Annotated in this window: 23 protein-coding genes and 3 pseudogenes; 12 read left to right on the top strand and 14 right to left on the bottom strand. The window is 56.0% G+C overall.

Going from position 1 to position 24,538, the window contains the following annotated elements:
* Nucleotides 1–782 precede the first annotated feature (782 nt).
* Together DP106_RS00135 and DP106_RS00130 are read right to left on the bottom strand one after the other, a co-directional pair.
* Nucleotides 783–1,301, bottom strand: coding sequence for a DUF7342 family protein (locus DP106_RS00135; RefSeq protein ID WP_120082477.1), 519 nt, complete (start codon nt 1,299–1,301; stop codon nt 783–785).
* Nucleotides 1,302–1,492: 191 nt separating this feature from the next.
* On the bottom strand, nt 1,493–1,822 hold the full coding sequence (locus DP106_RS00130; protein ID WP_120082476.1) for a hypothetical protein: 330 nt from the start codon (nt 1,820–1,822) through the stop codon (nt 1,493–1,495).
* Here DP106_RS00130 and DP106_RS16490 point away from each other — a divergent pair.
* Nucleotides 1,787–2,101, top strand: a complete 315-nt coding sequence (locus DP106_RS16490) for a hypothetical protein (protein ID WP_342764413.1) — start codon at nt 1,787–1,789, stop codon at nt 2,099–2,101. The two genes, DP106_RS00130 and DP106_RS16490, sit on opposite strands and share 36 nt — an antisense overlap.
* Before the next feature lie 2 nt (nt 2,102–2,103).
* Here DP106_RS16490 and DP106_RS00120 read toward each other — a convergent pair whose 3' ends face one another.
* The gene (locus DP106_RS00120) at nt 2,104–4,089 is read right to left on the bottom strand and encodes a cryptochrome/deoxyribodipyrimidine photo-lyase family protein (RefSeq protein WP_120082475.1); all 1,986 of its coding nucleotides are present in this window, start codon (nt 4,087–4,089) and stop codon (nt 2,104–2,106) included.
* Nucleotides 4,090–4,209: 120 nt separating this feature from the next.
* Nucleotides 4,210–5,925, bottom strand: coding sequence for an NAD+ synthase (locus DP106_RS00115; RefSeq protein WP_240625289.1), 1,716 nt, complete (start codon nt 5,923–5,925; stop codon nt 4,210–4,212).
* A 219-nt stretch (nt 5,926–6,144) separates the two neighbouring features.
* On the opposite strand from DP106_RS00115, the gene DP106_RS00110 reads away from it, so the two are divergent.
* From DP106_RS00110 to DP106_RS00075, 7 genes are all read left to right on the top strand, one after another.
* Complete coding sequence (locus tag DP106_RS00110; RefSeq protein WP_133305069.1) at nt 6,145–6,375, top strand: hypothetical protein; 231 nt, start codon at nt 6,145–6,147, stop codon at nt 6,373–6,375.
* Between the two features lie 121 nt (nt 6,376–6,496).
* Nucleotides 6,497–6,787, top strand: a complete 291-nt coding sequence (locus DP106_RS15455) for a hypothetical protein (protein ID WP_133305068.1) — start codon at nt 6,497–6,499, stop codon at nt 6,785–6,787.
* Nucleotides 6,788–7,156: 369 nt separating this feature from the next.
* Nucleotides 7,157–8,116 carry an oxidoreductase gene (locus DP106_RS00100; RefSeq protein WP_120082471.1) on the top strand — a complete coding sequence of 320 codons (960 nt, stop codon included), beginning with the start codon at nt 7,157–7,159 and terminating at the stop codon, nt 8,114–8,116.
* A 143-nt stretch (nt 8,117–8,259) separates the two neighbouring features.
* Nucleotides 8,260–9,189, top strand: a complete 930-nt coding sequence (locus tag DP106_RS00095) for an ABC transporter substrate-binding protein (protein WP_120082470.1) — start codon at nt 8,260–8,262, stop codon at nt 9,187–9,189.
* A gap of 440 nt (nt 9,190–9,629) precedes the next feature.
* Nucleotides 9,630–9,995, top strand: a complete 366-nt coding sequence (locus DP106_RS00085; protein ID WP_120082468.1) for a hypothetical protein — start codon at nt 9,630–9,632, stop codon at nt 9,993–9,995.
* A gap of 567 nt (nt 9,996–10,562) precedes the next feature.
* The gene (locus DP106_RS00080; RefSeq protein WP_165857776.1) at nt 10,563–12,245 is read left to right on the top strand and encodes an FAD-dependent oxidoreductase; all 1,683 of its coding nucleotides are present in this window, start codon (nt 10,563–10,565) and stop codon (nt 12,243–12,245) included.
* 79 nt (nt 12,246–12,324) lie between these two features.
* A complete protein-coding gene (locus DP106_RS00075) occupies nt 12,325–12,900 on the top strand; it encodes a DUF1684 domain-containing protein (protein WP_120082465.1) in 576 nt (191 codons plus the stop codon).
* Nucleotides 12,901–12,912: 12 nt separating this feature from the next.
* Here the strand turns inward: DP106_RS00075 and DP106_RS00070 are convergent, their stop codons facing one another.
* Nucleotides 12,913–13,089 (bottom strand): hypothetical protein, encoded by a 177-nt coding sequence (locus DP106_RS00070; protein ID WP_240625287.1) that lies wholly within the window; start codon nt 13,087–13,089, stop codon nt 12,913–12,915.
* Between the two features lie 33 nt (nt 13,090–13,122).
* Here DP106_RS00070 and DP106_RS00065 point away from each other — a divergent pair.
* A pseudogene (locus tag DP106_RS00065) lies at nt 13,123–13,332 on the top strand (ATP-binding protein); the annotation flags it as partial.
* Between the two features lie 27 nt (nt 13,333–13,359).
* On the opposite strand, the gene DP106_RS00060 reads toward DP106_RS00065, so the two are convergent.
* Complete coding sequence (locus DP106_RS00060; protein ID WP_120082464.1) at nt 13,360–14,271, bottom strand: NAD(P)/FAD-dependent oxidoreductase; 912 nt, start codon at nt 14,269–14,271, stop codon at nt 13,360–13,362.
* A 199-nt stretch (nt 14,272–14,470) separates the two neighbouring features.
* Between DP106_RS00060 and trxA the strand changes: the two genes are divergently transcribed.
* A complete protein-coding gene (gene trxA, locus DP106_RS00055; protein ID WP_120082463.1) occupies nt 14,471–14,905 on the top strand; it encodes a thioredoxin in 435 nt (144 codons plus the stop codon).
* A 3-nt stretch (nt 14,906–14,908) separates the two neighbouring features.
* Here trxA and DP106_RS00050 read toward each other — a convergent pair whose 3' ends face one another.
* From DP106_RS00050 to DP106_RS16450, 3 genes and pseudogenes are all read right to left on the bottom strand, one after another.
* The gene (locus DP106_RS00050) at nt 14,909–15,619 is read right to left on the bottom strand and encodes a type 1 glutamine amidotransferase (RefSeq protein WP_120082462.1); all 711 of its coding nucleotides are present in this window, start codon (nt 15,617–15,619) and stop codon (nt 14,909–14,911) included.
* 78 nt (nt 15,620–15,697) lie between these two features.
* On the bottom strand, nt 15,698–16,102 hold the full coding sequence (locus DP106_RS00045) for a helix-turn-helix domain-containing protein (RefSeq protein WP_120082461.1): 405 nt from the start codon (nt 16,100–16,102) through the stop codon (nt 15,698–15,700).
* Nucleotides 16,103–16,324: 222 nt separating this feature from the next.
* Nucleotides 16,325–16,862: pseudogene (locus DP106_RS16450) on the bottom strand (TSUP family transporter); the annotation flags it as partial.
* Between the two features lie 327 nt (nt 16,863–17,189).
* Here DP106_RS16450 and DP106_RS00035 point away from each other — a divergent pair.
* Nucleotides 17,190–18,212 (top strand): YeiH family protein, encoded by a 1,023-nt coding sequence (locus DP106_RS00035; RefSeq protein WP_120082459.1) that lies wholly within the window; start codon nt 17,190–17,192, stop codon nt 18,210–18,212.
* 331 nt (nt 18,213–18,543) lie between these two features.
* On the opposite strand, the gene DP106_RS00025 is transcribed toward DP106_RS00035, so the two are convergent.
* Nucleotides 18,544–19,653, bottom strand: a complete 1,110-nt coding sequence (locus DP106_RS00025; protein WP_205738854.1) for a nitric oxide synthase oxygenase — start codon at nt 19,651–19,653, stop codon at nt 18,544–18,546.
* Between the two features lie 185 nt (nt 19,654–19,838).
* Nucleotides 19,839–19,975: pseudogene (locus DP106_RS15665) on the bottom strand (helix-turn-helix transcriptional regulator); the annotation flags it as partial.
* A gap of 182 nt (nt 19,976–20,157) precedes the next feature.
* On the opposite strand from DP106_RS15665, the gene DP106_RS00020 reads away from it, so the two are divergent.
* Nucleotides 20,158–21,900, top strand: a complete 1,743-nt coding sequence (locus DP106_RS00020; protein ID WP_120082456.1) for a globin-coupled sensor protein — start codon at nt 20,158–20,160, stop codon at nt 21,898–21,900.
* A 45-nt stretch (nt 21,901–21,945) separates the two neighbouring features.
* Here the strand turns inward: DP106_RS00020 and DP106_RS00015 are convergent, their stop codons facing one another.
* The 3 genes from DP106_RS00015 to DP106_RS00005 all read right to left on the bottom strand — a co-directional run.
* The gene (locus DP106_RS00015) at nt 21,946–23,001 is read right to left on the bottom strand and encodes an ABC transporter ATP-binding protein (RefSeq protein WP_120082451.1); all 1,056 of its coding nucleotides are present in this window, start codon (nt 22,999–23,001) and stop codon (nt 21,946–21,948) included.
* Complete coding sequence (locus DP106_RS00010) at nt 22,998–23,813, bottom strand: ABC transporter permease (protein ID WP_120082450.1); 816 nt, start codon at nt 23,811–23,813, stop codon at nt 22,998–23,000. Before DP106_RS00010 ends, DP106_RS00015 begins: the two co-directional genes overlap by 4 nt.
* Nucleotides 23,814–24,538, bottom strand: a 725-nt coding sequence (locus DP106_RS00005) for a substrate-binding domain-containing protein (RefSeq protein WP_165857774.1), incomplete at its 5' end; no start/stop codon positions are given.

Genomic DNA, 24,538 nt, shown 5'->3' with positions numbered 1-24,538 from the left:
GCGCACGATCAATCACAGCAAGCGGGCTTTGGGTGAATACCTCTACGATCGATCGGCCCAGTGGGTTGCCCAACAGGAGTTGGCCTCAGAAGTCAACCTCCATAGCAGTGTAGTTTCGAAGCATCTGGATGACTTCCACGATGATGGGTGTATTCTCTCGACGATGGTTGATAGCCAGCGGCATGTCCAGTGGGATCATCCTCATGGGGTGAGTAAGACAGTTCCAAGCTCGATACAAGCATAGATAATGAGATCTACGGGCAAACCGCCCTTCTTTCATATCTTCAACTCTCGAATGAAATTTCTACAAAATGCGGAGAATGCTGCCGCGAAATAACGCGCACCTCAGTGACGTTGTTCCCACAACGTCTCAATGCGGTCTTCAATATAATCAAGCGTTAGCTGGCATACGTCTCGATGATCGTCTGGCCACTGTTCATCTTGCGCGTCAGCCTGACTGGCGGCTGGTGGTGGATGGAAGTGATCCCGTGAATTGTGGGGGTTTGGATGGCGATCCCAACGACATATCCACGTCTCCTCTTGTCTTTGCTCCCGATACAGTACGTTGACATCATCATTCCGGTACCAGCGAATCTCCACTCGTGCTGCGACTTCACTTGGGTAATACTCACCAGATAACACGATTCGAAGAGAGAGGTTTCCGTCAGCAACGAGGTCGGCTGATTCGACGAGCCGAGTGTTGGCGAGTCGCGACTGAATCAGTTCTAACACTGACCGATCTATCGGCGCAGGACTTACACCGTCGTCTACCGGAGCCATCCTCAGCTAACTGACGACGCCGTGGAGCTGGCTGCCTTTTTACGCGCGCGCTCGTGCAACTCTCGTTTTTCCATTACAGTCGCCCAATCACCGAGGTCAGTATACACGTCGTCGACGCGTGACGCGTCAAATTCGAGGACATCGACCATCGCTGGTGAGTCGACGTCGTACTCAGCTCGGTACTCTTCAAGCCGATCGGTGAGTTCTGAAACACGTGTTTGTAGCTCCTCAACCGTCTTCTTCCGGGCCAGTTCATTTACCCGCCGCCATTCAAAGTATTCGTCGTTGCGCTCATACCGCACTGGTCGTCCCTCGTGTTGGATGACGATGCCGAGATCAGCATAGAACGCTAAGTGTGTCCGTGCGGACTCTTCGGAACAGTCCGCCCGGGTAGCGATCTCGGCCACCGTCGTCGGTTCTCGGGCGTGTAATATCGCACCATATACGCGCTGCTTGGTATTTGCCGCTTCGAACGGTCGGTCAAATGGTGGTGGGCCGTCACGACGACTCTGTGCTGTCATACCTCCACGTATGAGTAGAAACCATATATTCCTTTCCACGAGCAAAATATATTGTTTTTACACATAGTACAAACGGGATTGCTCTGCCGGCCGCCACGGGACGATATCAGTAAATCCCTATCGGCAGGGAGTTGTTTGGCGAGCTCACAGTCGACGACGAGAGTCCGAAGGCGATCTCGAACCGCGGGATCCTAGTCAAAGCCCTCCTCGTCGAATTCGGGTAACAGCGTCTCCCAGTTCCAGTGATCACTCGTATCAGGGGTATACTGACGATCGATTCCGCCGATAGCTTGGAGCAACTGGGCCGGGTCAGCGACGAGATCCGCCTCAAAGGGATCTTCAAGAATTGTCGTTGCCGCGTGTCGATCGATATACATGGCGTGCTCGATAGCTGTACCAACACAGATGTCGTACCTTCCGACCTCAATAGCCTTGATATTCTCCTCAAAGGGATGGTTCGGATGCCTAATCCCCCACCGTAACTCATTGAGTCGATCCGATACAGTCAGTTTGATCTCCACCTGCGCCCGATTCTCGGGCTTCCGATCCCTGATGTCAGTGTTGAACGCCCCGGCGCGAGCACGGCACTGGTCGCTGACGAGCCACTCGACAGTCCTGGCTTCCTCGGGGTTGACGCGGCGTTATCGACGCCTGAAGCCGACCTACGACTATTCGGGAAGCCAAAGTCATACGCCGGTCGACAAATGGGTGTTGCCTTAGCGACAGCCACGGACACCGACACCGCCCGGAGCCGCACAAGAGAGATGACCGATACGATCGATATCGTTGATGAAAATTAACACTAGCCGTTGAACCCCTCAAACGTCGTCTGTTCAGCCTCGTCAGTTGAGTCGTCCAACGATGCTCTGTCAGAGTCATCGGTATCGTCACCGTCGGGGACAGCCGCATGGTCGTCGGGCGAGGGCGCGCCCTGATGCCGACCGACACCCGTTGGTACTGTTGATTCATCGACCCCGTCGTCACCCCCGCTGTTGGGATTCGTTTCGGCTTGTGCGGGTCGACGCATACCGGTCGTCTCTCGATCGGCGTTGACAACGTCCGACAGCGAGGCCTGAACGTCTTGGGGTGGCGACTCGGCATCACGGCCGTGTTTTTTTGCGATCGCCTTCGCCGCATCGTATCCCCCTGAAAAGGAGGCTCGCTTGGCGATCTCCGGCTGTGCAAGCCGGGCGGCGGCCTCCGGGCGATCACGCTCATACCGCGACCAAAATGTTTCTCGGCGGGCCTCAAAGTCGACGACTGGCCGCGGGTATGTGTCCCCGATAACAACCCCACAGTCCGTCTGAACATTGAGCGGTGCCCGCTCGGGGCGAGAAAGGAACTGACTCGGCAGCGGCGACAGCTCCGGAACCCACTCGGTGATCCACTCGCCGTCTGGATCCTGATCTTGAACCTGTTTCCGTGGGTTATACACTCGCTGGGCCGGCTTGCCGATAAGCCCAGCTTGGCTCTGCCACTGTGTGTAGTTGATGCCGACATCGCTGTCGATGAGGTGGTGATGATACCAGTCGGCACCGATCCACCACGGCTGGTGTAACACATGCGCAAAAAACGACGCACACATCGCACGCATCCGGAAGTTCAGCCAGCCTGACCCCGCGAGACAGCGCATTGAGGCATCGACCATCGGAAAACCGGTTTCCCCGCGCTTCCAGGCTTGAACCAACTCGGGATCGTGTCGATCCTCGTTGTACCCCTCGAAAACAGGGTTGACCGCTGTATCGGTCCATCCGGGCCAGTCAACAAGCTTCTGGTTGTAGTGGAGATTCCAGACCAGCCGGTCGGTGAACATCTCACGACCTCGACACGACGGCGCACGCTCGGTGACCGCTTGGTGTACCTGTCGTATCGAGAGCAGCCCAAAGTTGAGAAACGGTGACAGCCCGCTCGCGCCTACCCGTGCCCTCTGTGGGGCCGAGATATGTTCGGGATATGCTCTGATCCGGTCGAGAAAGGAGTCAAGCCGTTCTACAGCATCCTGATGCGTCCCGGTCGGTACCTTCCGTTTTGCTGGCGTAACATCGAACATGCGATCAACGGCTGCCGGTGTGACCCCGGTATCGATACCAACTCGAACGGTGTCGGCTCCGTCCCAGTCGGGTGAGTGCTGTGTCGCGGTGAGCCACTCCTTGATATGATCCTGCCAGCCGCGTCTTGACCACTCGCGGTCGCGAACGAGGCCGTCGCCGGAGACAAACGTGATCGCGTCCCCACAGGTGTCGCGGACGCGTTCATCCCGTTGTTTGCCGTACCGACTCGTCGGCGTCGCCATCGTCACCACCTCCCAGCCGGCATCGACAAACCGGGAGAGTGCGGCCACCGGATCGCCGTAGCCGATCGTCAGCCCGGTGTCGTCAGCCCCCGCAAGCGAGCCCTCGTCGCCCGCGTCAGGCTGCACACCGATCGATGTGACCTGCCGGTGGGAGTCGGGTGCTGGTCGGGTGGCCGTCGACCCTGGCACCGCCGCGTACAGCCTGTCAAGGCTTGCGACGGCCTCGTGAAAAAACCGAAGTCGGGCATCACACGCCAGGCCACCGTCGGCGTAAAATGACGGGTCGAACACAAACAGCGGGCAGACGACATCCGCCTCGGCGGCCCGGGCGACTGCCAGGTGGTCGTCAACTCGCAGGTGTTTACGATGCCACACGACAGTCCCCGTCGCATCGGCGTTATCGCAGATATCCGCCGGTCGAGGAACGTCCGCCGCGATCGGAACCGTCGTCTCGGCGGTGGAACCCTGGTTATCACCCGTTTCGTCGCGATCCATCTCATATCACTGATGGGGCGGCTCGGACTTGAACCCTGACGTTCAGTACGCCGGCCACCGTCAGAGTGATAGACGGTCGACAGCGGTAACACAGAGAAATCACATGCCTTCTACACTGCACTACGATTGGTTCATAGAGTCGCTTCCAATGACCTCAGCATAGGACGCCGCAATCGGATAACGCCACCCGCTATCGAACGCCTTTGTTGTGACCCGGAGAGCAGGCGGCGTTTGCTCCCGTTTAAATTCTGACCGGGTAAGACGTTGAACCACCGTTTTGATTTGCTCCCGTGTCGCGTCGGTTTCGTTGATGATTTCCTCTACAGAGTTTTTATTATCAACATATTGCCTGACCACAGAGTCAACTGCATCGTATGGGGGGATCTCGTCTTCGTCAGTCTGTCCTTCGGCCAGTTCGGCGGTCGGTGCTTTCTCTAATATGGAGTCCGGAATCGGTGCTGAGTCAATCCACTGTGGCGGATCTGAATTAAACGATTCAGCAAGCGCGTACACTCGGCGTTTGGTGCAGTCCCCAAGCGGAGCCACTGCACCAACTGCGTCGCCATACAGCGTACAGTAGCCAACCGCCGCTTCGCTTTTATTATCTGGGGTTAGCACAAGTGCGTCTGAGTCGTTTGCGACACCCATCAACAAGAGACCCCGTACTCTGGCTTGTACGTTTTCACGGGTGATACTCCTCGTGGCCTCTCCTTCTGTGAGTCCAGCGATTGACTCGATTGCGGTTTTTGAGAGTGATTCTATCTCCTCCTCACCAAACTGTATTTCCAAGTTACGGGCGACGTGTTCGGCATCTGTGCGGTTCTCATCCGCAGTGACGGCACTTGGGAGGGTGATACCGTAGACGTGTTCGGGGCCAATAGCTTCGGCAGCAAGCGCGGCCGTGACCGACGAGTCAATACCACCTGATAACCCGATCACAACATCTTTGAATCCGGTCTTGTGGAGGTAATCCCGAATACCAACTTCAAGCATCCGTCGAAGTTGGGTTGTTTCAGGCGGCACTACCGACTCTCGAGACCCCACATTAGATGAGTTGAACAGCACGTGGGGTTTGCCAACCGGCGCAGAGGTGACCGTGGCACCAACGGCGTCAAGAATCACCGACGTGCCGTCAAACAGAATATCATCATTGCCACCAACTTGATTGGCGAAAACCACCGGCGTGCTGGTATTCTGAGCGTGGTTTCCAAACCGGGTGATACGAGAGGAGGGTTTGTTTACTCGGTACGGGCTTGCGGACAAGTTCACAAGGAGATCAACATCATCGTATGCAGCGACAGGATCCGTTCCGTGGCGTTGTTGTCCGGTCACTTCGTGGTCGTACCAAGCATCCTCACAGATTGTGATACCAACCGTCACGCCATCTATTACGACGGTTTGTGGTTTGTTGCCCCGAGAGAAGTAACGGTGTTCGTCAAAAATGTCATATGTCGGGAGCAGACGCTTGTCGTACCGTACAGTGGCCTCTCCGTCCACAAAAGCGGTGGCACTGTTCATCAGCGGCGGACCGCTTTCTCGGGTCGAATCGGCTGTATGTCCGGCAATGAGCGCAGGGCCATCTTCGGTGGCACATTGTAGTTCATTGAGAGCGGCCCGCTCAGCTTTAATCACAGATTGTCGGTGGAGGAGGTCACGCGGCGGGTACCCGAGAAGGGCAAGTTCAGGGGTGACAACTAACTCAGCACCGGCACTGGCAGCCTGCGAATATCCCTCGATGATTTGAGCACAGTTCCCAGAAACAGCACCAACCTTGGGATTATGTTGTACCACAGCAATCTGGATTGGCAAAGACATAACAATTGTTGGATCTGACATAGTATAAATCTGCAGTTGGCTGCGTGTATTCTGTCGAGACACAGCCATATCTCCTACGGATCCTGCACAAAGCTAACCAACAATCTGCATTTCAACCTCCTCGATGTTGGTTAAACAAATATCACCATTATTGGCACAGCATCCATCACGGCAATCCTAAACAGGCCTTGTCGCTTGATCGGCCATGTTGGTGTCCCCCGCAGCGATTCCCTCGTCCTCGTGCCCCTTCTCACCGGCAGTCACGTAGACCTCGTCGGCCAACCCGACATCGACATCGGTTCCGACGAGAAGGAACCGATCACAACGTTGAGTATCGACGGCCTACCGGTTGGTCGACGGATCGCCGGATCGATCTCCGAACACGACTGGGAAGCAGAGCTGCGCCTCCAACTCGAAGCTGAGTTGCGTGAGTCCACCGAGCGTACAAATGCACACCACACCAGCCGATGAGCTGAGCCACGTCGAGCGCATCTCCCGGGCTGCTGGCGACGATATTAGTAGTGTCACCGACTCGGTGGCCGCCCGCCGAGTGGTCGCATTATGACGAAATCTCCCGAAATGGGGCACAAAGATGCCGAAAGGGTACTGCCTGCGACCGAAAGATAATCCGAAACAACTGCTGGAAGCCGATCGAGACGAGAATCTCGCATGGAAGCAATATTACCGTGCCGCCGAAGCCCTCGAAGGACTTTCAGAAGGTGCCGTGACATTTTTTGATTCCGACACACGGCAAGATGCTCGTCTTGCACGAGCAATCAGAGGCCTTCGATCGGATTCGGGCGTCACTGACAGCGTCGACAGCACACGCAGAGGGGTGACCGTCAGTGAAGCCGACAGTACCATATCACCCACGCTAGGATGACACCACGCCGTTGTCTGTTGTTTTGTGAGTGGCGACACCCGAGCGTCTTTGGCCGTCTAGAGTAGTATAGTAGTTGAGGAACAGAGTGGATGAGTAAAACCACTGACGATGATGTTAGTCTCAGCGTACATCTACTCACGTGCCTCACCGTGGGCCGCTGTCCGAAGTGTGTCGACAGACTTGTGTACTTCCTCAAACTCGTCTTGCAGGGCTTGCAGTGGATCATCGGCGACAGGAACGGGCTTCATGCTGTCGTGAACCTCAACAATACGATAGCGGTATCCATACTGTTCGTCAAAATCTTTGGGAAGTGTAAGCCGGCCACTGAATTGTCGTGAAATTTCTCCCTGCTGACGCTGTAGCATCCCCATGGCAACTTCGTGGACTGCTGACCAAATGCCGGATTGTGCGGACAAAATAGTGCTCATCACCGGTGCCAACAGCGGCCTTGGCTATGAGGCGACGAAGGCTTTCGCGGCAAAGGGCACAACTGTGATCATGGCCTGTCGCAGTCTCGACCGTGGACGGGAGGCAGCGGCCGACATCAAGAGCGATGTTGGGGACACCGGTGCGACGTTGAACGTTCGAGACTGTGACCTTGCATCACTCGATTCGATCGAAACCTTCGCCGATGGCATCACGGATGACTACGATACGCTCGACATCCTCTGCAACAATGCCGGGGTGATGGCGATCCCACGACAGGAAACTGAAGACGGCTTCGAGAAACAGCTTGGAGTGAATCACCTCGGTCACTTCGCACTGACCGGTCACCTGCTGGAGCTGCTCGTGGATAGCGACGGCGAAAGCCGAGTCGTCACCCACTCTAGTGGCGCACACGAGGCCGGAGCGATGGACTTCGATGACCTTCACCGAGAACAATCCTACAGTAGGTGGGGAGCCTACGGTCAGAGCAAACTGGCTAACCTGTTGTTTGCCTACGAGTTACAGCGACGGTTCAATACAGCAGAGGTCACAGATACGATCAGCGTCGCCTGCCACCCTGGGTATGCAGCCACGAATCTGCAGTACCGCGGCCCTGAGCAATCTGGATCACGACTCTGGTTGGCGATGATGAAGGTCGCCAACGCTGTCGTCGCTCAGTCAGCTCTAAGAGGTGTGTTGCCGCTGTTGTACGCAGCGACAGGTGAAGACGTAAGCGGTGGCGACTACTACGGCCCAAGCGGATTCAAGAATATGCGCGGTGCTCCCGAACTACAAACTTCCAACGATGCCTCATACGACGAGGAAGACGCGAAAACGTTGTGGAAGACCAGTGAGGAACTAACCGGCGTGAGCTACTCGGATATGTTTGAGGCTCTCACCTGACCCAGTGAACAAATACCGATTATACTGGGATACCGGTGATTGATACCGGGTACTGTAGTGCTGCCACCGGTGGTTGGCGTTTCGGCTCAGATGAGCTACCCTCGGCGAGTGAAGCTTTTGTCGCGTGGCCCCCTGATCTAATCATGCGCGTCGTCTCCCTCTTACCGTCTTGTACGGAGATATTGTTCGCACTGGGAATCAAACCTGTTGGCGTCTCTCATAGCTGTGACCACCCGGAAGCGGTTGCTGATATCCCAACAATAACGTCTACCGTCATCGATTACGAGGATCACACAGCCGACGAGATTGATGCCCAGATGCAGTCTGTCGATGGCGCAGTCTACGACCTACATCTGGATCAGCTGGCTGCCCTCAAACCCGATCTCGTGGTGACCCAAGCAACCTGCGATGTCTGTGCTGTTGATGCTACTCAGGTACACGACGCGGTGACAAAACTGGACACCGAGCCGGATGTGCTGACGCTGGATCCACACTCATTTTCCGATGTAATCGATGACATTCAGCGCGTTGGCGACGCGATCAACGAATCCGAGACGGCTACAACGCTTACTACAGAGCTGCAAACGACGGCCGAACAAATCGAGGCCACTACCGAAACAGCAGTTGGGACGAACGGTCGTCCCCGCACGGCTGTTCTCGATTGGACTGACCCACCGATCCGAGCAGGCCACTGGGTTACAGAGATGATCGAACGAGCCGGCGGGGACGCTTCGTTTCAGCCTGCTGGCGCATCCGAACCCGTCAGCTGGGAGCAGATTACAGAGTACGATCCAGAAGTGTTGGTCGTGACGCCCTGTGGATTCGAGCGTGATCGAGCGAGAGACGCGATCGACGATCTCAAACAACGCCAGGGGTGGGAAAAGATGACGGCAGTTACAGACGGTCGGGTGTACGCTGTCGATGGTAATGTCTTGTTCAACCGCCCGAGCCACCGGCTGGTTGACTCTTTGGAAGTGCTCCAATGGTGTCTACATCCAGAACCGGTTGGGCTCAGCGATGCAACCCGAAACTACGTGTCCCACCTTGCTCGACCCAACCGTCGGTCGATATGACCCCGGTGTCCCTGCTGAAAGCAGTCACTTCGCCTCTCAATACAGTTCCGCTATTGAAATAAAAAGAATCAGTAGTTCCGACAACCCGCATGTTGTCAGGCAATATACTGTGTCTGATCAGATTCCCTACGATCATCTGCCGCCTCAAATGTCCCGACCAGTTGGCGAGGCGTCGTCCCAAAGGCTCCGAAATGTGGTTCATCAAGCCGCTGATTGAGAGCCGTCGCAAGCGGGAGATTTGGGATGAGAACAAAGTCGTAGTCAGTAACCTCCCCATAGGTTGCTTGAGTGACTTGATTCGGTGAATTGGCATGTCCGCCGGCTGTTGAGTCGGGCTCTAACGTGTACCCGCCGTATCACGGTATCTTGACTCTCGGCGAAATGGTGAACGCTAACTTGTCATACGGCGGGTTGATACACTCTCGGCTCTATTTGGATCTGTGTCGCAGGAACCAACAGAGAACCACCTTGACAGCGAAACCAAGACTGCCGTCACCGAATATGCAGAAAATCACGATCTTTCGACCAGCGATGCACTCAAACAATTAGTTGATACGGGATTCAATGTCAGTAATCATGACCCCTCAGCCGGATCTGGCGAGAACGACCCCACACCGGCGCAACTTGAGTCACGGCAACAAGCGATCGCACACCGGCAACAACAAATCGTTCGGTTTCAGAAGAGTACCATCTTCGGCGGACTCGGCTGGGCAGTCCTGACCCTTGCTACCGGTTCGAACGGCCCAGTGTGGATAGCCATCGGGATGGGTATTATCGTCCTCATGGCGGTTTCAACGTATGTCTGAGAGTACATCCCAAGATTCCAATGACGATCGAACTCAAACTTACTGACTGGGAGACAGTCACCGCCGAACTCCAGCAGTTCGGAGCTGCTGGTGAGGTTAACACCGACGACGACAGCATTCGCGTTGAGTTTAGCTAATTCTGGGCGGTAAGCCCCCCCCCTGAAGAAGCAACGTAGGCCAGAGGCCGAGTAGCGCAGTAGGGAGAGGATACACCGTCCACAGAAATCGAAGATTTCTGGTGTGCGAACGGATCGCTCCACGATTCGTCAACGCCGTGGAGACTGCGCTCCCTGTGGATACACCTGTATCTGCAAAGCGTGTCGTGGAAGCAGGGAGCCCCACACTCAACGAAGCGGCAGTAGCCGCTGAGTAGGATGAGGTAGTGAACTACCTCACGAATCGCAAGACCGTTTCATCCCAACGGCATACTTCAAGACCAATGAATTATTGTGGTTTGATCTGCTAAATGATTCTACCAGTTAGCGGCAGTTAGATGGTCTCAGTGTGGTTTCTCTCCAGATGGGAGTGCGATTGTACCTTTATGTGCCTTGCAACATTGGCACAAGTATGGCACAGCAGTACCTGATTGTCGGTGGCAACGCCGCTGGAATGAGTACCGCGACACGACTGCGACGGCTTAATGAAGTGGCTGAGATCACGATTCTCGAACAAGCCGAGCACGTCTCGTATGCGAGCTGTGGGCTGCCGTATCACCTGAGCGGCACCGTCCCCGAAGAACAGCTCGCGGTGATGGGCGTTGAACAGTTGAGTGCCGCCTTCGATCTTGATATCCGCACTGGTGTCACGGCGACCGATATCGATCCGGACGCACAGACCGTCTCGGTGGTTGACGCCGACAGTGAGTCGACGACCATCGCTTACGACGACCTCGTTGTCGCAACGGGAGCCGAACCGCTCGTGCCACCGATGTTCGACCTCGACGAGCTGGAGCACTGCCACACCCTCCGCACCGTTTCGGATGCGACAGAGATCCGCGAAGGGGTCGCCGACGCCGAGCGCGCACTCGTCATCGGCGGCGGTTACATCGGGCTCGAAGTCGCCGAGAACCTCCACGAGGCCGGCCACGACGTGGTCGTCGCCGAGCTGCTCGACCAGGTGATGCCGAACACGCTCGGCCCGGAGCTGGCGGCGATGGTCGAATCTCACCTCCGCGACGAAGGGATCGATCTTCGGCTGGAAACCGGCGTCGACGACCTGACTGAACCCGGCGACGGGACGGTCGTCGCCACGATGGACGACACCGACCACACCTTCGATCTCGTCGTCGTCGCTACCGGTGTCACCCCGCGGACGGAACTGGCCGAATCGGCCGGCGTCGAGATCCACGACAGCGGCGCGATCACTGTCGACGATCAGATGCAAACCTCAGTCGAGTCGATCCACGCGGTCGGCGACGCGGTCGCGCCCCCAGCGGCTCGCGCCGACGGGAACGCGTGGGTACCGCTCGGCGGCCCGGCCAACCGCATGGGTCGCGTCGCGGCCAACGATATCGCGGGCCACGACGACCAGCTCGATCCCGTCTTGGATACGGCGATCGCTAAGGTGTTCGACCTCGATGTCGGCACCGTCGGCGACACCGCCGCGACACTCGACGAGCGCGGACAGGCCTACGAGGCGGTCTACACGAGCCAGCCGAATCATGCCGAGTATTACCCCGGCGCGACCGAGATCCAGTTCAAACTCCTCTTCGATCCCGACGACGGGACGCTTTTGGGCGCACAGGCCATCGGCGAAGACGGCGTCGACAAACGAACTGACGTGCTGGCGACGGCTATCGCTCACGACGACACCGTCTTCGACATCCGGGACTACGATCTGGCGTACGCCCCGCCGTACTCGGCCGCCAAAGACCCGGTCAACATGCTGGGGATGATCGGCGCAAACGTCGTGGAGGGCGTCGCCGACATCGTCCATCTCGATGAGTTCCTCGCGCGTGAGGACGACGCGACCGTCATCGACACTCGCCCACCCGAAATGCGGGAGGCCCAGGGCTGGATCGACGGCGACGAGAACGTTCCGCTCGGCAAACTCCGGGAGTGGGCTGCCGACGCCGACCCCGACGACGAGGTGTTCACCTACTGTAAGATCGGCAAAAGCTCCTACATGGCGACCCGAATCCTCGCGGAACACGGCATCGAGGCGAGCAGCCTCACCGGTGGCTACTACCGCTATGAGGCCGCGGTAGACAGCGACGAAGCCGACGCCGAACCGGTGACAGCAGAACAGTAACCGCCGTCACTGGAGCCGCCTCGGGCTATCCTGGTTCACTGCCAGTAGCGTTATTGTGTTAGAGAAACAATATTGATGTATGGAAGCAGAATCACCGCCTGAGGGATGGGCCGACAGCATCAGACAGCAGCGCGAGGCCAAACGCGATCAGTTTAATAACTCGCCGAGATCGCCACTGCCCGATGAGCAGCGCGGCGCGGCGTTTCCGGGCCTCGCCTACTACGAGCCCGATCCAGCCTATCGCTTCGTGCTACCGCTGGAGGAACACGAGACAAAAGAACCGGTCACCGTCGAAACGACAGCCGACGGCGAACAGACGTATCTCCGCTGGGGTGCGTTCAGCTTCGAGTTCGACGGTGAGACGTATACCCTGCAGGCCTACCGGCCGGATCGGGAGGCAGACCACCTCTGGGTACCGTTCCGCGACGCCACGAGCGGCGAGACGACCTACGGGGCCGGTCGGTATCTCGATCTCGAACCCGACACCCACCGCGTCGACGACGGGTGGATTCTCGATTTCAACGCGGCCTACAATCCGACGTGTGCCTACAACCACGCCTACGAGTGTCCGATGATTCCGCCCGAAAACTGGCTCGATGTCCGCATCGAGGCCGGCGAACAGGCGTTCCCCGGCGAGCCTGCTGCGCCTCGCTGACCGTCCAGGTGGTTAGACAACGACAAGCCACGCAGCAACGACGGCTGCCGCCCCGCCGAGTGAACTCACGGCGGCGTGGGTTCGCAGCCGATCCTGAAAACGGTGGGCGTCGCCGTCGCCTGCAGCGTCGACGGGGCACGTGTCACTGCCGGCGGTACACTCCGGCAGCAGGTCGACGGCGACATGCAAGAAGACGCCAGCGCCGAATCCAAACAGCAAGCCGTGCAGGTCGCGGACAACGGCCCCGGCGTTCCCGACGATCACAAGGCAGAGATCTTCGGGAAGGGTGAAACCGGGCTGGACAGTGCTGGCACTGGTCTTGGCCTCTATCTGGTCGAGACGCTTGTGTCGGCCTACGACGGCTCTGTGTCGGTCGCTGACAACGATCCTGAGGGTGCGGTTTTTGCTGTGACGCTCCCACGCGCGGAGTGAGAGGGCTGCCCCGCAGCAGCAACTCAATCAGGCTGGTACCTTCTTGTAATCGACGTAGTCGGCCCCGCGGAACGCCTCGAGGAGGTTGATCGCGGCTCGGGCCCCTTCGCCGACGGAGGTTGCGATCTGTTGGTGGCCGCCGGTGGCGTCGCCGGCCGCATACACGCGGTCGACGGTCGTCAACTGATCCGGCTCGGTGACGATCTCGTCGCCGTCGACCGGGATGCCGAGCATCTCCGCGAGATCGGTGCCGCCGGCCGTCCCGAGGGCAACAAACAGCCCGTCGACAGCGATCGTCTCGCCGTCGGTGGTGACAATCCCCTCTAGACCGTCGTCGCCAACCAGCTGATCGAGTCGATCGGTGCGAACCGGGATCTCCGCGGCGTCGACCTTCGCTTGGAGCTCCGGATCAGCGTTGAAGTCGGCACCGTTGGTAAGCAGCCACACATCGTCGGTGTAATCCAGCAGCATCAGGGCTTCCGTTGCGGCGTAGTTGCCGTTGCCGACGACGGCAACCGGCCGATCACGGTAGAAGTAGGCGTCACACTCCACACAGTAGGAGACGCCTTGGCCCTCATAGGCCTCGACATCGGCGATCGCCGGGCGTTCGTAATCCGCACCGGTCGCCAGAATCACCCCATCGACAGCGTACTCGTCGGCGGTCGTCTCGACGCGGAAGCCGTCGTCGGTGCGTTCGATGTGGACGACCTCCTCGCTGATCCGCTCGGCCCCGTACTTTTTGGCGTGTTCCTGGCCCACCTCGACCAACTCCGGGCCGGTGACGCCATCAGGGAAGCCGTAGACGTTCTCCATCCGGCTAACATCCCGCGTCGTGCCGCCGCCGTCATCGAAGACGAGCGTCCGTTTGTCGGCACGCGCCGTGTAGATCGCTGCACTCAACCCAGCCGGGCCACCACCGATGATTGCGACTCCAGACATGCGTACACTATGCAATACCGCGGATTGACTTAGTCTCTGTGTTTCAGTTGACGCACACAACTAATCCGGTATGACCTCGCCGTTGAGTCATTTTATGGCTTTAAATCCGGCTATGCACCTGTTTGGCTATTTCTCACTAAAACTATCTTGCATATTTTGAGCACAAGCATAATATATGATGAACCCCTATCCGACGGTGATGAGCGACGCTGATTCGATCGAGGAGATCCGCGAACAGAAGCGACAGGAACTGATGGAAAGCCTCCAAGACGGCGAGCCGTCGAGCGATGCCGACACCGATGTGAGTTCAGACGCCGCTCCGGAGACACCGATCCATATTGACGGTGTTGACCACTTCAACGAGGTAACGGCCCGACATACTGTCGTCCTCGTCGACTTCTATGCGGACTGGTGTGGCCCGTGTCAACAGCTTGAACCGATCGTCGAGGAGGTTGCCGCCGAGACGGACGCCGCCGTCGCAAAAGTCGATATCGACCGCCATCAGCGACTCGCCCAACAGCACGGTGTTCAGGGTGTCCCGACGATGGTCGTCTTCAGCGACGGACAGCCGGCCGAGCGTCTGGTCGGCGTCAAGAGCGCGGCCCAACTGACGAACGTGATTGAATCTGTCTAGTAACTACCGCGACCGGCCAGGCCGGCGGCTGTGGTCGGCGACGATGTCGAGAAAGCCATTAAACACGCCGGCTGCCTCACTGGCTGCGGCGATGGCGTCGTCGGTGACCGTTGCGGCGGCGTCCGCGTGTGTTTCTTCGTCGAGATTCTTTGAGTCAAGGATCCACTCGGCTGTTTGGCGGTCGTACTCCGGGTGGAACTGAACCCCGTAGTTGGCCCCCAGTCGGAACGCCTGTACCCCATAGTCGTTGCGTGCCAACTCGACGGCTCCGGCCGGCAACTCAGCGACGCGATCCGAATGGGTCTCAAACGCCGTCATCGGCGAGTCGATGCCGGCAAACAGCGGGTCGTTGCCGCGCTGGTCGATCGATCGGTAGCCGATCTCATACGCACCCATATCGACGATCCGCCCCCCAAAGGCCTGGGCAAGAAACTGGTGGCCCCAACACACCCCGAGCATCGGCACGTCCGCCCGCTGTGCGGTGCGAGTCCACGCGGTTAACGCGTGAATCCAGTCGTGATCGTCGTAGACCGATGTCTGGGAGCCACTGATGACGACAGCGTCGTAGCCTCGATCGCGCTGCCCCGGCATCGGCGGCCGCTCGCCCTCGCTGGCCTTGTAGACCGTTGTCTCGGCGTCGATCTCGCGGGTCAAGTTTCGTTCGGCCGGTGTCTCGCCGATTGAGGCATCGACGATAGCGATATGCGGATCCATGGGTCTGTGATCGGTCTCGTTGCGGGTCGGGGACTATGTTGGCCAGGTTGTGCACCCGTGGTTGTCGCTGTCGGACGTTCAGGATTCTATCTCGGCTGTGGGCGGCGTGGCGTCAGCGTACGTCTCCTCAAACTCCTGGATCAGTTGGCCGGTCTGGGCATACCAGTCGTTGAGGAGTCGCTGCATCTCGTCGGCAATCACCGCAGGGTCGGTTGGGACATAGACGTGGTAGTAGCCGCCGGCGTCGTAGTTGATCTGTTGTTTCTCCAGGAACCCGGTCTGCAGCAGTCGCTGTACCGACCGGTAGGCGGTTGACCGCTCCCGATCGACAGCGTCGGCGACCTCATCGACCGTCAGCGGCTTCTCGGCCGTCACGAACGCCTGAAAACACTCCCGATCGAGCGGCTTCAGGCCGTGAAAACAGGCCAAGAGATCCTCACACGGCATATCTGACCGGAGTTGCTCGGCCATTGAATCAACCATCGTGGCATAGACTACTCGCTGTGGCAGCAAAAGTGTTGTGAACAAAATACAATTCTATACACAAAGGCGTCATTCGATCGAATCGATCAGGAGCGGCGGCGTACCCGTGACTGCCCGGTGTCGTCGACACCCTTCCGCCGTCGTCAACGATGACCCGTCGTCGACACCCTTTCGCCGTCGTCAACGATGGGTTGTCATCGTCGCCACTTCACCGTCGAACCCTCACTCCACGGTTGGCGAAGCGGTCTGGTTCTTTTCCCGCAGTGCGGTGATACTGCTGTAGACCACCGCCCCGCTGATCAGCAGCGCGGATCCAAGGATCAGTACAAGGCTCACACAGTTGAGGATCAGCAGCTTGTAGATCTTGCCGATCTCGCGGATCGCTACCACCAGCGCGCCGCCGAGCAGCATCAACCCGGAGTAGATCTTGACTTCCTCTCGTCGACGATGTTGATGGCCGCCGAGCCGATCCGCGCGCCGAAAGCGCTCCCGGTCAACAGCGGGACGACGATCGAGAGATCAACCCTGCGGTCAAGCGCGTATAAGAGGCTCTCCAGTCCGCCTGAAAAAACGATCTCGAGGAGATTCGTGCCGACGGCGATCGGCATCGGGACGCCGATGAGACAGAACAACGCCGGCATTCGGATGAAACCACCGCCGACACTGAGAACGCCCGATAACAACCCAGTCGTGAAGACGATCCGAGGATCATACACAGCGAGACGGTGACGCCGCCCCGGAGGTCGACCATCTCCATCAAGCAGGAAATCCTGCCGTGAACGACGCGGCTTGCCGTACCGCAGCGTTGGGATATCTGCTGGTATCTAGGCGGAGTGCCTCGGGACTTGACCCCGAGGCGGTTCACGCCACACTCCGTCGCACTCCCTGTGTCGACCGCTGTCTGTCAAGAACAAAATCCTCATACCAACTTAGAGGATACAGTTGAACAGTATGAGTAACCTCCGCGACCCGTATAAGCATCTCTTGGGGTGGTGGAAGAATATTGACGATGGTTGGCAAGCCGTCCTCCTTGGGGGAGTAGCCCTGCTAGCGGTTATGATCGGTGTTCCGATCCCATGGTGACTGCGTGAATTACCGGGTTTTCGCTGGGCTCGGCTTTCTGCTTGCGATTGGACTCACTGCCCGACTCCTCAGCACCGTGCTTCCAGTGAACCATCTTATCATCACCGTTCTTCTCGGCCTGTTGATCGGGAATCTGTATGGGATTCCGGCGTGGGCGCAGACGGCGGTTGAAACGCATACGCTCTGGCTCGAGCTCGGAATCGTTGTCATGGGGGCCAGTGTGGCACTTGACCGCATTTTTGAGGCTGGTTCAGTTATCATTTTATTGGTCATCACTACTGTCGTCGCAACCACGCTCCTGATAGAGTTCCTTGCACGGGTTGTCTTCACTATTCACGAGGAGACCGGATCGTTGCTTGCCGCTGGCTCTGGGATCTGCGGTGTGTCAGCTGTTGTCGCCGTCGCCGAGAGTATTACTGCCGACGAGAGCCGGATTGCATACGCTGCGGCAACTGTCATTATCTTCGATGCGATGACGCTATTTATTTATCCACTCGTCGGGCACGCCCTTGAGCTCTCCAATACCGTCTTTGGCATCTGGGCCGGACTGACTATGTTTAGTACCGGCCCTGTTGCGGCTGCGGGTTTCGCATTTTCCGACACTGCCGGTCAGTGGGCACTTCTGGCGAAGCTTACGCGGAACTCTCTCATTGGGTTCGTTGCGGTTGTGTATGCGTTCTCCTACGCTCAGAAGACTTCCTCAGGAACATCCGGTGGAACCAAGCACGGCGACAGCACACCTAGCCATACTGTTCAGTGGAAGTTTCTCTGGCGGTCTTTCCCAAAGTTTGTACTCGGATTTGTTGGGATGATCGCTGTTGCTAACACCGGACTGTTGACGAGTGGGCAGCTTACATCGCTTTCGCATCTCTCAGACTGGGCGTTTCTTCTGGCGTTTGCTGGGCTTGGTCTTGAGATACAACTCGCTGATTTCCGAAACACGGGATACAGACCGATTGTCGTGGTGTTCACTGGCTGGGTAGTCGTTGCGAGCGTGATGCTGCTCGTTGTGCAGATACTCTTCTAACTACCAGAAAGTGATCATGTGGCAATCCTGGTTCTCTTCGACCCGTTGGGCGGCCTCATTGAGCAGCTCGGCAGCTCTGTCGTTGACAGATCCGCAGAAATCAGCTGACACCGGGTGATCTGCGAGTGCTTCTTTCACCGTTGAGTTGATAAGGAGTCGATTATTTCTCTATGAAATTTGGGGCAAGTGTCTGAATAGTGATACGTTTCCCAGGGTGACGGCGCGTATTCACGCCGTGTATGGCGTGGTACTGTGCCTGTTCAACCCATAATCTAGACAGGTGCGACTGTCCATGCCTGTATGTCGAGTGACAGCCTATAATGGTAATAAATTACATTGTCAACGGATCATCTCGATAGAAGAAGTTCGGTGTTCGAACCGTCTCATCGTACTCCTCGTCGAAGATGTGTACCGTTGAGGATGCGTTAGGGGGCAAGAGCCAAGATCTATCACCAGTCACTGAGCGGCCGGCCGCCGCTTCATCAGACTCAAATTGTTTGAACTGATCGGCTGCGGTGTGGTGATCAACGATCCGCACCCCTTCCGTATCGAACGAGTGCAAGACGGCTCGGTTGAGCACAGTCAGTGCCTGGTCTTTCCATAACGATCTGTCGGTCGTCGTATCAAGCCCCAGCCGTGTCGCAACCTCCGGAAGCATGTCGTATCGATCCGTATCCCCGAGATCTCGGCTTCCGATCTCCGTCCCCATATACCAGCCGTTGAACGGCGCGGCAGGATAGCGAATGCCACCTATTTCCAAGATCATATCAGAGACGATCGGGACTGCATACCACTGCAATCCCAGCTCAGCAAACCAGTCGTAATCAGGATGTGAAAGTGGAACCTCAAGCACAATCTCATCAGGCAGTTCAAACAGTTCAGGCTCTCTATCCCCGATCTGAATCACGAGTGGTAGCAGATCAAACGGCGTGCCTTCACCGCTCCACCCGCGGGACTGACAGTAGCTCGTTAGTGCCACCGAGTCGGGGTCGCCGACAACACCAGAATCCGTTTCATAGCCAGCATAACGGATCAGTTGCTGATTCCAGATTCGAACTCGTGGGTTTTCCTGAACCGCTGCCGGAAACACCGAGAGTGTCGGCACGATGTTCCCATCGTTGGTTGCAGTGGTGATGTGTGAAACCAGCTCGTCATAGGCCGCTTCGGCGGTGGTCGCCTCTCGGCAGTCTCGTACCCGCAGGCTGTCCCAAAAATGGCGGCCAATACATCGATTACTGTTTCGCCACGCCATTTTTGCACCGTGTTCAAGCTCCATAGACGTGTGCGTGTAGTGGCCCGTTCTTCCGATCGCATGCCAGATTGCTTCAAGCCGTTCATCAACATCGTCTTCACGATCACATTCAGCGTAACATTGCTCAATGAAGTCAATTGCAGCTTCATGGCGCTCTTGCTTGCTCACTTTGGCTTGTGATGAATGCACAAGACAGTATTGGGTACGGATCTGAATAGAGGTTGCGTGCCACCGTGCGGTGTTAGAATGGGGAACAATAAAGTCTCAGTTAGAGGTTTTTGTGAGAGTCGATGGAAAATTGATTGTTGTATTTTGTAACAGCTGTTGAATATACGATTTATTTATTGAGTTTTTGGCGTGGATTTTTATTGGCTGATCCGACTTCCAGCACGTGATGAGACATCAAGTTCTTCCAGAACTCGCTTTGCTGGATGCCGCCAGTCTCCTTGATTAGTTCCAGCCCACGCTGCTGTGATTCGGATAACTCAACGGAGGGTTCACCAACGCTCACACAGTGGCATAGATCCGAATTTGACTACGTCTGTCGAGTAAAATATCCTAATCAAACAACAGTAAAACTACTGAGTTGTGAACTCAAAGTGTTTTTTCCAATACATACCCCTCAGCAAACTCCATCAAATCATACATATGAGTCCAGCACTCATAAGTGGATAGAGCACCCTATATATTCTAATGTCTGATCGGAGTAAGAATACATCAATCGTTGGCGGACAATCGATTGGATCTGATTCGACGGCTGAGGAGGTTGCCCAAGAGATTGGACTGACCATTCAGGAGATTCAGTGGAGAAAGGACTTCATCGATTTTGATTCTGATGACGCTCAACGGCTTCGAGACGCCAAACCGTTGGTCAATAAATACGAAGCTGAATTAGTGGATGCGTTCCTCGAACCTATCTATACGACCCCTGAGACAAAAGAGATAGTTGACCGTTCTCCACGCACCAACGATGAGCTAGAACAGATTGTCAGCGGATACTTCCAGACAGTTGTGAACGGGGATTTCGGGGTAGATCATTTCAAACACCGGACTCGGATCGGGCAACTTCACGACAAACTCAACATGCCGCTTCACTACTTTGCGGGGATGTTTGGGGGTCTGACAGCGACCGTTGTCGAAGCCCGAATGAACGAGTTTGTTGAGAACAACTCAACCGGGGCGGGCGACGAGATCACAATATCAACTAATGACCTATACGGTGCAGTTGAAGATATCGCCTCATTCATCAAAATCCTAAATCTTGATATGCAGGTGGTAAACGACACGTACCTAGTGTCGCTTACCAGTTCTCTTCGAGACGAGATTGATGCAAGTCAACAGCTGCGAGAACAAGCAGTTGACTCGATCAAAAACAGCAGGGTTTCTTTCGAGTCAACGAAAGAAAGCACAGAAGAACTCCAATCGCTTGCAAACCAATTTGCTGACGATACAGAATCAGTCGCTGGCGAAATTTCTAATCTCAGCGCAACGGTCGAAGAGATAGCTGCTTCAAGTAACACAGCACGCCAGACGGCGGAGGAGGCAGCCGAACTCACCGACGACGGAAAGGATAAAGCAGCAGAATCTGTTGAAACACTATCAGAGATATCTGCTGCTCAAGAGGAATTATCCGAACAAATGGAAGATCTAGTTGATGCAGTTGGTGAGATGGATCAGATCATTGAAACAATTGATGATATCGCTGACCAGACTAACATATTAGCACTCAACGCAAACATAGAGGCGGCACGAGCGGGCGAGGCCGGAAGTGGGTTTGAGGTTGTTGCCGATGAAGTGAAGAATTTGGCTGAGGACACCCAAGATCAGGCGAGTGACATTGAGGAACTTCTAGAGACAGTAACAGACGATATCACAAAGGCTTCTGAACGGCTAGAACAGGTCGAACAGCTAGTCAACGAGGGTGAAACAAAGGTTACTCAAACAGACGAACTGCTTGATCAAATCGAGGGCAAGGCGTCTGAAGCCGCTAATTCAACCGAAGAAATCGCAGAAGCAACAGAGAATCAAGCAGAAAGCACAGAGGAGGTCAGTTCGATGGTGGACGAGCTAGCGGAGAATGCGACCCAGACTGCCGAAGAAGTCCAGACAGTAACAGAGGAGATCGAAGGACAAGAAGAAGAGATCGAAAATATAGCCGATGCCACAGACAAACTTGATGATTCGGGAGCGACCGATCTGGTGAACGTCACCGAGAAAGGCGACTGGGATGGAAAAAAATACCCCACCGACCCCGGAGAATACGATACTCAACAAGCCGCTTCCGATGGAGGGTACACAGATCAAACGGCACCAGATGGTGTCCCACAGTCACTCTACGACAAACTTCCTTCAGAAATGCCAGACAACATCGTAGCGACGATGGACAGAGAAACGCTTGAAGAAATTGCAGATGGGGACGCGGAAAACCCCTTCTGAGAACTATCGGTCAACGTGGAATCACAAAGGAATATTATCCAGAGCCTACCCCCGGTTTGGCATCAAATGGATCGAACTAGGAGGGATCATTATCTGTAGTTCGGTACCAGTATCAATGGTCAGTCGTTCGAATACCGGTGGATGAACGCTCGCCGTCAAGGCTGGAGACCCCCAACTGGTGGCCATCTCTATCTGATACTCACTTCCTTCGTTCAACCATCGAGTCACTGTCCCTGTGATTGTATTGATAATCTGCTCATCATCAGGAGCACGGGATGGTTTAATCTCTACCCGTGACGGGTGGATACAGACTGTGATGTCTGACTGTCCGATATTCGATGTAGCTGTCTGTAATTCAACATCGCCAACTCGAACGGTTACTCCTTGCTCAGAGTGCTCAATCACGCTCCCTTCGAACAGGTTCTCGTTGCCGGTAAACCGCGCAACGAACTCAGTCGCTGGCTGTTCAACTACTGTAGACGAATCTCCAACCTGTTCGAGCATACCATCCCGAACAATAGCGATCCTGTCACCGAGTGCAGTCGCCGTTCGCTGGTCGTGAGTGACATAGAGAATCGGTATATCGAGTGATTCGAACAGACTATGGAGTTCGTCTCGAAGTCGCCGCCGAATAGGTGTATCCAGACTTGACAACGGTTCGTCTAAGAGCAAGACTGCCGGGTCTGTAGCGAGTGTTCGTGCTAATGCAACTCGCTGGTACTCACCACCCGAGAGTACTGGTGGGCTCCTGTTAAGAATATCTTCTATTTCGAGTGTCGCCGCGAGTCCATCGACACGGGCTGCTGTTGTGGCCGCATAGGCGATATTTTCCCGGGCAGTCATATGCGGAAACAGGGCTCCCTCCTGAAAGACCATCCCGACATCCCGGTTTTCGAGTGGGTGGCCAACTAATTCCCGACCGTTGAGACAGATTGAACCTGAATCAGGCTCGGTGATACCAGCGATTAGTGAAAGCAACGTTGTTTTGCCACTCCCAGACGGCCCCAAGACTGCGAGCACTCCATCTTCAACACGTAGATCGAAAGGGCCAAACTTGAATTGACCATACGTCTTGCTCAAATCGGATAGATTCAGTGTCATTCCCACGGGTTAGACGCAATAATATTGATTACCAGCAGTGTCACACCAGCGATACCGACAAGCAGAATGGCGACGGGATAGGCATTTTCCAGCCCCAGTTCGATAAAAGAGACCCAGATTTGAACAGGCATTGTCCGGGGATAGTATGCTAGCATCATTGTCGCGCCGAACTCACCAATTGCCCGCGCGAAAGTGAGCGTCACCCCGGCAACAATGCCTGGCACGGCTAATGGGATCGTAACTCTGCGAGCAGTGTGCCAGCGACTTTTTCCGAGTGAGCGCGAAGCATACTCAAGTGTCTGGGCAACCCGCTCGAAGGCCACTTTCGCCGTTACTACAAGGAAGGGTGATGCGACGAACGTCTGTGCGAGTATCACTCCAGCCAGCGACCGGGTAAGTGGGAACCCAGCAGCAATAGCGGCTTCTCCAAGCGGCGAGCTTGAACCGAAGACCGTTAACAGCACGATGCCACCCACGACTGGTGGCAGTACCAATGGGAGCACCACAATCCCAAGTACTGCCGTTTGTGCGGCTCCGTCAGCTCGTGCCAGCCAGTACGCGAGCGGTAGCCCAAAAACCGTTGCTATGAGTGTGCTAATTGACGCTGAGAGTACCGATGTCTTCGCTGCATCCACGATGATCGGACTGTTCATCCGCCCAAGAACCTCTGTTGGTGGTACCGAGAGAAATAGCGACCCTACCGGTACGATATAGTACGCAAGTAACACGCCACCGAAGAGAAGAGTAACACTGAGCCAGCCGAACCCTGCTATCTTCGTTTCTGACGGTGAGGATTTCGACTGTGTCGCCATTCAAATTAGCACCGTTATTCCTGTGATATCCGGTGACTGCACGGTTGTCGAGCGGGTGAGCTGTGATCGGGTATCATCAGACTGATCCTCGGTTATCCTTCTAATTGGCTGGGGGATGTCACCCGTGTACACAGGGAACTGCTCGCGTAGGATGAATCCGTGATCTGTAAGATAGTTTCCGGTTGTATGTCCATCGAATACGGCCACTGCAGCGTCGCTCATGTGCCGAATGGTTGATCCGTAGCTGATGAGCCCACCCTGGATTTGTTGCCCGCTTGGCAATGTGTACGACGTTGTAGCGTACCAGCCATCCACATATTGTGGATTACTCAGATTGATCTGATCCGGTAACTCGATGTACTCATACCCACGTTCGACGGCCATGTTTCGGTAGGCAATTGCAGCATCAATGGAACCAGTTTCAAACTGGCTTAATAAAGCTGTTTCTGGGTACAGTTGGTTTTCTTGAAGAATCTGGTCGGTGAGATTGGATGCGTCATCGTAGTATCGTGAGGCCAGTTCGATCATAAACAGCGTTCGATAGCCGAGTGGATCTTGATCGGGATCAGTTCGCCCGAGATTGACGGCCTCATCGGCTAGCGGCTCGTACCAACTTTCGGCACCCGCCGCTGCGATCCGCTGTCCTGAGTCAGATTCAGGATTGTAGATGATAATCACGGACATAGATACGTAAAGACTTCTGGAGGTTCTAAGTTTTTGAGTGC

It is taken from the genome of Halonotius pteroides (genome assembly GCF_003605635.1).
GTDB lineage: Archaea > Halobacteriota > Halobacteria > Halobacteriales > Haloferacaceae > Halonotius > Halonotius pteroides.
The sequence above is the reverse complement of the archived record's forward strand: the minus strand, read 5'-3'. Positions and strand labels throughout refer to the sequence as shown.